The organism is Patescibacteria group bacterium, from assembly GCA_022560785.1.
In the GTDB taxonomy this organism is placed as follows: domain Bacteria; phylum Patescibacteriota; class Minisyncoccia; order Phycocordibacterales; family JADFSL01; genus JADFSL01.
Genome location: JADFSL010000025.1, coordinates 1 through 9,551, shown reverse-complemented (window position 1 = coordinate 9,551; position 9,551 = coordinate 1). Strand labels below are relative to the sequence as shown.

The window sequence follows — 9,551 nt, the reverse complement described above, 5'->3', positions numbered from 1 at the left end:
CACTAACCGAGCCTCCGGTAACCCGCTGCAGTAGTGCTTTCACCAGTACATTGTATAGCAATAACCGAACGAGGGCAATTCTTAAAATCGGCAACTAAACCCACGAGATTTTTCTGGACTTTTCCAGAAAAAAGTAGTAAAATGAAAAAATCAATAAGAATTTAAAAATCAGTTTTTTTTATTGCTGAAAATGGTTTTAGAGATTTTTTTGCCCTTTTGTTGATAATTTTTCCTAATTCAGATGCAGGTAATCCACTTATGGACAATGCCGCCACAACTGCACTCGGCCCAGGGACAGCTATTATTTCAACCTCTGGCATTTTACTCCTAATGTACGAAACGAGTATGGAGCCGGGATCTGAAATTCCTGGAGTGCCAGCGTCAGTTACAAGTGCGAGGTTTTTTTCTTCCTCAAGTAAAGCAGTAATTTTGTTTGTTTTTGAAAGTTTGCTATGAGCGTGGAACGAAAGCGTTGGTGTATTGATGGAATATCTGGAGAGAAGTTTTTTCGTCACCCTCGTATCTTCACATAAAATCACATCAACTTCACTTAAAATGCGTATTGCCCGTGCGCTGATATCTTCAAGATTACCTATTGGTGTTGCGACGATGTAAAGTTTTGTCATATTTTTATTACTTATTTTTACCATCGAATTTTTCTCTTTTACATTTTTCTCTTTTGCACTATTTTTTTACTTTCTACACACATTCACCCAAACCCTCTTATTCTAGTGTTCTCAAGAACTTAAGAATATCTACTCCTCTTTTTGTAATCTTGTGTCGAACACTTGAGCCATCAGGGCGCTTGAGTACAATAGCAGAAATAGCAAGACGTCTGATGTGCTCGGAAATAGTTTTGAAATTTACGTCAAGCTCATTGGCAATCTCATCTACTGATAACTCCGGCTTTTTGTGCAAAAGTTCCATGATTTGAATTCGTCGATGATTAGAAAACCCTCTGGCAATTCTTTCAAGTTCCCTGTATGTTTTTTTCTCTTTTGCCATATTAGCTAGGTTACCATTTTATTCTAGTATTCTCAAGAACATTAGAATGAATATCTGACTTGATTCAACTGATTCAACTTGATTGATATATTTCGCGGTGTACAATAAATATTGGAGAGGTACTTTTATGCTTTATTGTTGTAAACCACATAGGAGAGCAGTAATGGGTCCGACAGAGAAAGGTACTGATAACGATGGAGGTGGTGACTCCCAAATACAGCTAAGACCAGTGCTTTGTGATTTTGGTTATGATGACGAAAGCACTAACTTTATTGGAGACCATGCAGGCGTGGATCAATCCGAATGCATAGATGATGATGAATAAAAAAAACAAATGTTCATCTTATAAGTTTCCAGTAGGCCGACGTATATACGTCGGCTTTTTTATGTGCCGGAGAGAGGACTTGAACCTCCAAGCCTTGCGGCATACGGCTCTGAACCGTACGTGTTTACCAATTTCACCACTCCGGCAGCATTATGCGCATATCAAGACTTTTGTCCTCCTAAGTTTTGTTTTACAAAATTTTGGAGGGCAAGAATGAGACCTCGTCATTATCAGGAAAAAGAGTCTGTTGGGAAAAAGAGTCCGCTGGACTCTTTCTCTGCTCTATCCTTTCCAAAATTAATGCCAGTCAAAGTGCGCATGCCAGGACTCGAACCTGGGACCTCATCATTATCAGTGATGCGCTCTAACCAACTGAGCTACACGCGCGCTTTGACAATCATTAATATTAATTTTTGAAAGAACCTCCTCTGAGTCCAGACGATTTTGTCTGGATTCCGACAAAATCGTCTGGATTACACACGCATGCTTACCCTCCTTGGTTTTGCGAAGCAAAAGTATGGCTGGGTAGAAAAATACTAACAGAAACGACAGCGTGGAACAACTTGCAAATGAAAAGACCGGCCTCGCACAATGCGGGCCGGTCAATAATGCTAAGTAATGAGATCAATTTAAGATTGGTGGGGAAATATAAACTATGGTGTACCTTTTTCCTTTCGCCCATGCACAATCATGTTCTATGAGAGAACCATCGTCCCTTAGTTCAGTGACTTTAATGCACTCCCCTGTTATTGGGAAATAATACCCCACCGGCAACTTGAAGTATTGAATTATCGGTATATATAACAACAATGCGAAGAGTATACAACCAATTAAACAATACAAACTATTCTTAGTGAAGATTTTCACCTGAAAATTTCTACCATAGAATAACATATTCATCTCCAAAGCAGTTATGAACTGTTCGCAGTGTACACTATATATACTATTTGTCAATACCATACTAAAAACCTCCCGAGAGAGTACGCTCTCTCGGGAGGTTTTTAGCTGTCCTTTCTTTTGTTCCGTTCTGTGGTCTCAAGTAAGGTTCCGAGACCAACACCATGTTTTCTGAACTCGATCGAGATTCAGAAAATCGACACAGTAAGTCACAATACCCCGAAAGGTATGCAACGAATTCCGTTGGAAATATTCCACGACCAGCTTCCGCTAGCCGTGCCTTGTTACGACTTAGTCCCTGTCACCGAACTTACCGTAGGCCGCAATAAATGCGGACGTCGGGCACTCCCGGCTTCCTTGACTTGACGGGCGGTGAGTACAAGGCTCGAGAACGTATTCACCGCGGTATAGCTGACCTGCGATTACTAGCGATTCCGACTTCATGAGGTCGAGTTGCAGACCTCAATCCGAACTAGGGCTACTTTTATAAGGATTTGCTCCACGTTACCGCTTCGCGTCCCGTTGTAATAGCCATTGTATCATGTGTGCAGCCCAGGATATCAAGGGACATGCTGACCTGGCGTCATCCCCACCTTCCTCTCCCGTGAGGGAGCAGTCTCGCCTGACACGTATAACAGACAACGAGGGTTGCGTTCGTTACCCCACTTAAGGGAACAATTCAAATCACGAACTGACGACGGCCATGCATCACCTGTCCCAATGTCCGAAGAAAGTCTGCCTTTCAGCAAATTGTCATTGGGATTTCTAACCCTGGTAAGGTTCTTCGTGTAGCATCGAATTAAGCCACATGATCCACCGCTTGTGCGAGCCCCCGTCTATTCCTTTGAGTTTTAGCCTTGCGGCCGTACTACCCAGGCGGTCCGCTTAACGCGTTAGCTTCGCCTCTCAGAGGGTCGATACTCCGAAAAGCCAGCGGACAGCGTTTAGGGCGTGGACTACTGGGGTATCTAATCCCATTCGCTACCCACGCTTTCGTGTCTCAGTGTCAGGAATGCGCCAGTCTATTGCCTTCGCTTTTGGTGTTCCCCATGATATCAACGGATTTCACCCCTACACCATGAGTTCCATAGACCTCTCGCATCCTCTAGTTATGCCGTTTCTTTTGCAATTTCGGGGTTGAGCCCCGAGCTTTAACAAAAGACTAACATAGCCACCTACACACCCTTTACGCCCAGTGATTCCGGGTAACGCTTGGGGCACTCGTATTACCGCTCCTGCTGGCACGAGTTTAGGAGCCCCTTATTCATGAGGTACCGTCAATAAACTTCTTCCCTCATAAAAGACTTTTACACTCCGAAGAGCTTCATCAGTCACGCGGCGTCGCTCCGTCAGGCTTTCGCCCATTGCGGAAGATTCTCGACTGCGGCCTCCCGTAGGAGTATGGCCCGTGTCTCAGTGCCATCGGTGGGGGTCAGGCTCTCACCTCCCCTAAGCGTCATAGCCTTGGTAAGCCGTTACCTTACCAACAAGCTGATACTCCGCAGGCCGCTCCCAGAGCGATAAATCTTTACCTAAAAAGGACCATCGGGAATTATTCTGCCTTTCGACAGGGTATGCCCGACTCTGGGGTGCGTACCTACGTGTTACTACCTCGTCTGCCATGACGCATCTCACTGTCGCTCGGTGCGAGTATTTGGAAAAAGTATCAGTATAAGAAAATTGTTTTTTATTCTTCCCTTATACATATACTAAACCCTTATACTGCATCGAAATACAGTGAGATGCATCATTCGACTTGCATGCCTTATCCACGCCGCCAGCGTTCACCCTGAGCTAGGATCAAACTCTAAATTAAGACCTGATTTTGCAAAACAAAATCAGGTGATGAACGGAACAAAAGAAAAGACAGCTTGTCCTCCTATGTTTCCCGAGAGGAAATATTAGAGGGTGCTTTTCTATTGTATATTGGTTTTTGTAAATTTTTTGTGTGTTTTGAGGACTTGCACAAACTATATGTTATTTCAATGTTCAAATGATAACTGCCCCAACGGCAGTCAGAGATACTATAAATGATTTCTTGGAAAATATCAAGTTATTTTCTTGCCCCATCTCTCAGCAACGACTAAAAGTGGTGTAGCGAGAAATATTGACCCCAGTACCATTCTGCCTTCGGCAGAAGCTACGGGGCAAGACGTGATGTAACTAATTTCTTTTTTCAGATAAACGCTGGATAGTAACAAGAAGAGGTGCTGCTAAGAATATCGATGAGTAGGTGCCTGCTATAACACCAGTCATAAGTACGAGGGCAAAATTTTGAGTTACCGGAGCACCTACAAAAAAGAGAGTGAGGAGTACAAACAATGTAGTCAATGAAGTGTTTATTGAACGAGTGTATGTTTGATTTAAACTCTTCCCAACAGTCAGCTCAAAATCTTCTCTAATATTGAGTTCTTTATTGGTACGTAAGTTCTCCCTCACCCGGTCAAATACCACAATGGTGTCGTTAACAGAGTATCCAAGAATTGCCAAAAGCGCCATAACAAAAAGCACATCAACCTGTGCTCCGACAAACACCCCTAGAACCGCGAACATTCCAATTGGAATAATAATATCGTGAAGAAGTGCCACTATCGCAATAAGACCGTATTTCAGTGACGACACTGGCTCACTCACTTTCCTGAATACAAATGCGATAAAGAGAATAATTGCTAAGACAACAATCGCTATGGCGAAAAATGCTTTATTGCGAAGTTCAGTACCGATGATTGGACCGATTGAATTGTACCGTTCTTCCACCACTTGTACGGTTCCGTTAATTGATAAAGCCTTTGAAATAATAATCCGTTCTTCCTCGGTTAGGTCACGAGTCCGTAGAATGTACCCATTCTCTCCCGTTGGTCGAAGTGAGTATCCTTCAACTGAAAGTGGGTTGAGCTGTTCTTCCAACACTACCTTGTCCGGCCTACCGTCCGGATAGCTTACTTCGGTAATTGCGCCACCGGTAAAGTCTATGCCAAACTGGAGTCCAAAAAATGCTACCGATAAGAATGATAGTCCCACTATGATGCCAGAGAGTATGAAAAATATTTTTCTGTATGTTACGACAAACATTGTTACAGTGAAATTCCTCTACCGAATAAAAACTTAACAAGTCCTGTGTATGAATAGCCACCCACCGCATAGAGAAATGTCCGTGAAATAGTGATAGCACTTATCATACTGACCAAAATACCAATCCCAAACGTAAGTGCAAATCCCTTCACAAGTGAGGTGCCAAACCAAAACAAGATAACCGCCGTAATGATGCTTGAAATGTTCCCATCCCTGATTGAAAACCATGCTCGTGCAAAACCATCTTTTACAGCATTTGTAGTATCTTTTCCTTTTATAAATTCTTCTTTCATTCGCTCAAAAATGAGAATATTTGCATCAACCGCCATACCAATTGAAAGAATGAATCCAGCAAGCCCTGCTGCAGTAAGTGTGACTGGTATGAATTTAAACAAAGCAAGTATTATAAATACGTATATGGCAAGTGAAAGAGTAGCGAGCACCCCAGGCAGACGGTACCAGAGAATGAGAAACAGTGCTACCAGTGTCAGTCCGAGCATACCCGCTTGTATTCCTCTATTAAGTGCTTCTTCACCGAGAGAAGCCCCGATAGTCTGTGTGGAAAGTAGTTCTATGGGGACGGGAAGCGCCCCGAAGTTGAGATTACGCACCAATAGCTTTGCACTTTCTGGTGTAAAGCTTCCGGTGATAATAGCAGTGCCTCCGGTAATTTCCTGTTGAATGACCGGCGCAGAAATTGACTCCCCGTCAAGAAAAATTGCTAGCTGTCTTCCGACATTATTTCGTGTAATCTCGGCAAAAATATCAGCACCTTCCTTCGTAAACTCCAATCGTATAATAGGCTCATTTGAGATCTGTCCACTTTGTGTGCTCCCAAACTCAAGTACCGCTCTTTTGAGAAATCTTCCGGTCAGTTCGGTTTGAATAAATATATCTCCCACATTTTCTGTCCCATTTTCGGGTAGTAGTGCTTCGGCCCGAACCAATTTAAATTCAAGAAGTGGTGTTTCGCCTATAATCCGAACGGCTTCGGTAATATCAGTCACGCCCGGAAGTTCTACAATGAGCCGCTCTCCCCTAACTCCTGCAAAGATACTGCTTTGTTCAACCTGAACAATCGGTTCAGAAACTCCAAAAAGATTAACTCTTCTTTCTATTACATCGCGAAGCGCATTCATTGAGCCTTCTATCTCTTCCTGTGGCAAATTAGATACATCCGCTTCGTATATAAGATGTGTACCACCTGCCAAATCAAGACCGAGTTTAAACTTAAAACGAGACTCTGTATTAATCTCTGATGTATAGACAAAATAGCCGATTCCCAAGCCGACTAACAGTATTAATAGTGCTGCAATTCTAATCCTTAGCATATTTCAACAGTATAGATGTTTGGAACCACTTTGCAAATTTAAATGCAATTACTGTATTTACTTCACCTTATGATAATCCTTATACCAGGAGATGAACTTTTCCATCCCATCTGAAATATTTACTTTTGGAGAATACCCACAAAGCGCTTTCGCTTTTGATATATCAGCATATGTCTTTACCACATCTCCAGGTTGAATGGATAAAAATCTCTTTTGCGCTTTTATCTCAAGAATAGATTCTATAGTCCCTATAAAATCCATCAATTCAACACATTTGTTGTTGCCAAGATTAACTATTGAAAAACCATTTTTACACTCTAGTAGACCAATACATCCATCAATGATATCTGAAATAAATGTAAAGTCACGTTGTTGTTTCCCTTTATTAAATACATCTATCGTCTTTCTATTAATAATATTTTTCGTGAAAATATATGGCGCCATATCCGGTCTACCATACGGGCCATACACAGTAAAGAATCGCAAGCATGTAATATTCATATTAAACAAATGACAGTACGTATACGCCAAAAGTTCAGCTGATCTTTTTGAACAAGCATATACGGAAATTTGTTCATCAACACGATCATTTTCAGAATACGGCACTTTGATGTTTTTCCCATACACCGATGATGAAGACGCTATTAAGATGTGTTGCACATTATATTTTTTTGCGAGTTCTAAAACTGTTAAAGTTCCGATATAGTTCGAGTGTGCGTATATAAATGGATTCTCGATTGATTCACGCACGCCAGGTTTGGCAGCTATGTGGTATACAACATCAAATGTATTAGACTGGAATAAATTGCCTAGTTTTTTCTGGTCGGTTATATCTATGGTGTAATTTTCTACATCACCAACAAGATCCCTAAGGCGCGCTTTCTGCAACTTTTTACCAGAAAGAGATAGTTTGTCTACAGATATAACACTATGACCTTCCCGTGACAACTGATTGATAAGATGGCTCCCTATAAAACCCGCTCCTCCTGTGACGAGAATTTTCACGATAATTAATTATTACGAAACGCGCTTATCCTCCGGGACATATCTTTCATACCTTCCAATTGTTTTTGAAAATGCATCACGCGACTCGTATGTGTAATGATATCCAAATTTTTTGGTCAATTTTGATCCATCCATAACTATTGGGTATGAGTAAAACCGCCAAATACCTTTTGAGGTCGGTACTTTGCCACGCGTAATATGCCAGAAAAAAAAGTATGCTAGACGCACCATCCATGGCCGCACTGGAAGAACTTTTTTTCCAACCGCTTGTGCCATTTGAGGTGCAAAAACAGGTTCTCCTCCCGTTGCAAGATTAAAAATTTCATAATTGTTTTTTATTTCTGATGAAAATGCCAAAAGTGCAATGATGTCAGTTATATCATCTTCATGCACAAACTGTCTGACCCACCACGGTGTAGCCGGGACAAACGAAACCATCATTGATATTATTCGATAAATAAAATCTTTTTTCAGTTGACCAGACAAAGCAGATTGGAGTCCAAATCGGTCATGCATCATAAAACGGCCACGCGGTCCAGTGATGGCTGCGGGGCGTACTATGGAAACAGAAATATTATTTTCTTTATGTCTTTTTTCCCACTTTGAACATAAGTTCCTTTCCACCTGTATTTTTTCAATACCGTATGAATATTCTTCTTCACGCATTGGTTCATCTTCAGTAAAGAGATGGTCTATGGTGTTACTCTTGTATGCACCATAGAGAGATGCTGTAGAAAAATATATGAGTCTTTCGGTAGATGAGGTGGAGAATGCAAAATCAAACACCGCGTCAGCACCATCCACATTCCATGTCCATTGTGTTTTTGAATTTCCGTACATTTCCCGTATTTGCCACGCAGCATGAATGACGATACTTGGTTTGTGCTCTTTCGCTTTTTTCTGCCATGTACCGTCAGAAGTATTTGCCTCAATCCAGATAATCTTTTTATTTTCTTTGAGCAGGTCAGGTATTGGCTCCATATCAAGTGCTACTATTTCTTTTACATCATCGCGCTTTGAAAACTGGTCACAGAGCATTGCTCCTACATAACCCGCACCGCCTGTTATAAAAATGGTTTTTTTATCATTACTCATGGTAGTAATCTTGAAATAAGTGTCTGTATGGTGCGTAGTGCAATAACGATGTCAAGTAAAAATGACTTATTTTTTATATAGTACAAATCGTATGAAAGACGAATTTTTGTCTCTTCTACCGACTGTGGGCTAATGTTGCCTTTTGAGTAATCTTGCTTTATCTGTGCCCAACCGGAGAGTCCTGGCTTTACAAGATAACGCATATTGTAATGAGGAATTGCTTCAGCAAGTCGTGACCCCAATCCTGACACATCATTGCGAGGGCCAATGAGCGACATTTCTCCTTTTAATATATTAAAAAGCTGGGGCAATTCATCCAGTTTGGCTTTACAGGCATAGCTCGGTGCGAGCCTGGGTGAACACCGCAACAGGGCATGGGTTCCGCTCCTTTCACGCGCGGTTTCAGGCGAAACGGAACAGCGCTGGTGGGGCAAGGAATGCGCCTAGCGGGCACACAAGGGCAGGCGGGATCGGATGTCGTGGAAGGGCGGACTGCCCTCGACAGTTGGTCATCCACATCAGGCCAATCAAGACAGCTACCAGGAGCGTTATGGGAAGCCACAGCGCTCGAACAGTCGCGCCTTGGGTGGGCGGCTCCCATGGGGTCTGTCTCGCCGGGGCTGCGCCCGGCGCCCGCGCGGATACCGCATAGACCGCGCTCTTGAGTTCCTCCAACTCCAGCACCGGTTGAGGCCGGGCTGCGAACGTCGGGACCCCCGCCGGCTCTCTCCTTTCCCGTGCGCTTTGACGGTGAGCCGGCTTGGGACGCGTGTGTCGGGAAGCAGACTTGGCCTTTTGCTCTTTTGCGGCGAGAAGACCTG

At 42.7% G+C, this 9,551-nt stretch carries 8 protein-coding genes, 2 tRNA genes and 1 rRNA gene; 1 reads left to right on the top strand and 10 read right to left on the bottom strand.

From position 1 onward, the window contains the following. Nucleotides 1-161: 161 nt before the first annotated feature. Together IIB50_02580 and IIB50_02575 are read right to left on the bottom strand one after the other, a co-directional pair. Nucleotides 162-626 carry a hypothetical protein gene (locus IIB50_02580; protein ID MCH7529979.1) on the bottom strand — a complete coding sequence of 155 codons (465 nt, stop codon included), beginning with the start codon at nt 624-626 and terminating at the stop codon, nt 162-164. A gap of 97 nt (nt 627-723) precedes the next feature. After that, complete coding sequence (locus IIB50_02575) at nt 724-1,005, bottom strand: winged helix-turn-helix transcriptional regulator (protein MCH7529978.1); 282 nt, start codon at nt 1,003-1,005, stop codon at nt 724-726. A 163-nt stretch (nt 1,006-1,168) separates the two neighbouring features. Here IIB50_02575 and IIB50_02570 point away from each other — a divergent pair, with 163 nt between their 5' ends. Further along, entirely contained in the window at nt 1,169-1,330 is a 162-nt protein-coding gene (locus tag IIB50_02570) for a hypothetical protein (protein MCH7529977.1), read from the top strand. Between the two features lie 64 nt (nt 1,331-1,394). Here IIB50_02570 and IIB50_02565 read toward each other — a convergent pair. The 8 genes from IIB50_02565 to IIB50_02530 all read right to left on the bottom strand — a co-directional run bounded on the left by IIB50_02565 (nt 1,395) and on the right by IIB50_02530 (nt 9,041). Further along, a tRNA-Leu gene (locus IIB50_02565) sits at nt 1,395-1,476 on the bottom strand. A 167-nt stretch (nt 1,477-1,643) separates the two neighbouring features. After that, a tRNA-Ile gene (locus tag IIB50_02560) sits at nt 1,644-1,717 on the bottom strand. Nucleotides 1,718-2,469: 752 nt separating this feature from the next. Beyond that, nucleotides 2,470-4,043, bottom strand: a 16S ribosomal RNA gene (locus IIB50_02555). A gap of 347 nt (nt 4,044-4,390) precedes the next feature. After that, complete coding sequence (secF, locus tag IIB50_02550; protein ID MCH7529976.1) at nt 4,391-5,299, bottom strand: protein translocase subunit SecF; 909 nt, start codon at nt 5,297-5,299, stop codon at nt 4,391-4,393. Between the two features lie 2 nt (nt 5,300-5,301). Then, nucleotides 5,302-6,630, bottom strand: coding sequence for a protein translocase subunit SecD (secD, locus tag IIB50_02545; protein ID MCH7529975.1), 1,329 nt, complete (start codon nt 6,628-6,630; stop codon nt 5,302-5,304). A 57-nt stretch (nt 6,631-6,687) separates the two neighbouring features. Continuing rightward, on the bottom strand, nt 6,688-7,635 hold the full coding sequence (locus IIB50_02540; protein MCH7529974.1) for an NAD-dependent epimerase/dehydratase family protein: 948 nt from the start codon (nt 7,633-7,635) through the stop codon (nt 6,688-6,690). Nucleotides 7,636-7,647: 12 nt separating this feature from the next. Beyond that, a complete protein-coding gene (locus IIB50_02535) occupies nt 7,648-8,730 on the bottom strand; it encodes an NAD-dependent epimerase/dehydratase family protein (GenBank protein ID MCH7529973.1) in 1,083 nt (360 codons plus the stop codon). Beyond that, on the bottom strand, nt 8,727-9,041 hold the full coding sequence (locus IIB50_02530) for a sugar transferase (protein ID MCH7529972.1): 315 nt from the start codon (nt 9,039-9,041) through the stop codon (nt 8,727-8,729). Before IIB50_02530 ends, IIB50_02535 begins: the two co-directional genes overlap by 4 nt. Nucleotides 9,042-9,551: the final 510 nt, after the last annotated feature.